The organism is Thermomonas alba (assembly GCF_022419205.1).
Taxonomy (GTDB): domain Bacteria; phylum Pseudomonadota; class Gammaproteobacteria; order Xanthomonadales; family Xanthomonadaceae; genus Thermomonas; species Thermomonas alba.
In genome coordinates this window covers 1-550 of sequence record NZ_JAJOZU010000056.1, presented here as the reverse complement: position 1 = coordinate 550, position 550 = coordinate 1, and the positions used below count along the sequence as shown (strand labels likewise).

General features: G+C 69.8%; 1 protein-coding gene. It reads right to left on the bottom strand.

The genetic code is table 11. From position 1 onward, the window contains the following. Window positions 1-550, bottom strand: a 550-nt coding sequence (locus tag ML342_RS11720; RefSeq protein WP_240127192.1) for a transposase, incomplete at both ends; no start/stop codon positions are given.

Sequence of the window (550 nt, the reverse complement as noted above, 5' to 3'; positions counted from 1 at the left end):
CTGCCCGGGCTTGGCACGCCGCGCGATGCCGTCGCGCAGCCCGTGGGCCTGCAGCAACTGGCGGTTGGTCTGCGCGTCGTAGCCTCGGTCGGCCAGCAGCCGCGCGCCGGTGTTGGCGCGGTCCAGCACCTCCTTGAGCGTCTGGCCGTCGTCGGCGTTGGCCGGCGTGACCTTGACCCGGCGGATCAGCTTGTAGCGCGCGTCCGCGTTGGCGTGCACCTTGTAGCCGTAGAAGCTCTTGCCGTGCTTCTTGGTCCAGCGCGCGTCGCGGTCGGTGTGCTGCAGCCGCTTGGCATTCCAGCCCTCGGGCCTGCGGCCTTCGTTGAGCGCTTCGCGCTCGTCCTTGTTCGCCTGGGTGAGCGGTGCCTGCACGATGCTGGCATCCACGATCTGCCCGCCGCGCGGGATGTAGCCGTGCTGCTGCAACTGCAGGCTCACCGCCTCGAAGATGGCGCGGCCGCCCAGACCGCCTTGGGCCAAGCGCTGCTTGAAACTCCACAGCGTGCGCGCATCGGGGATGTGCAGTGCTCCGTCCAGGCGGCAGAAGTGC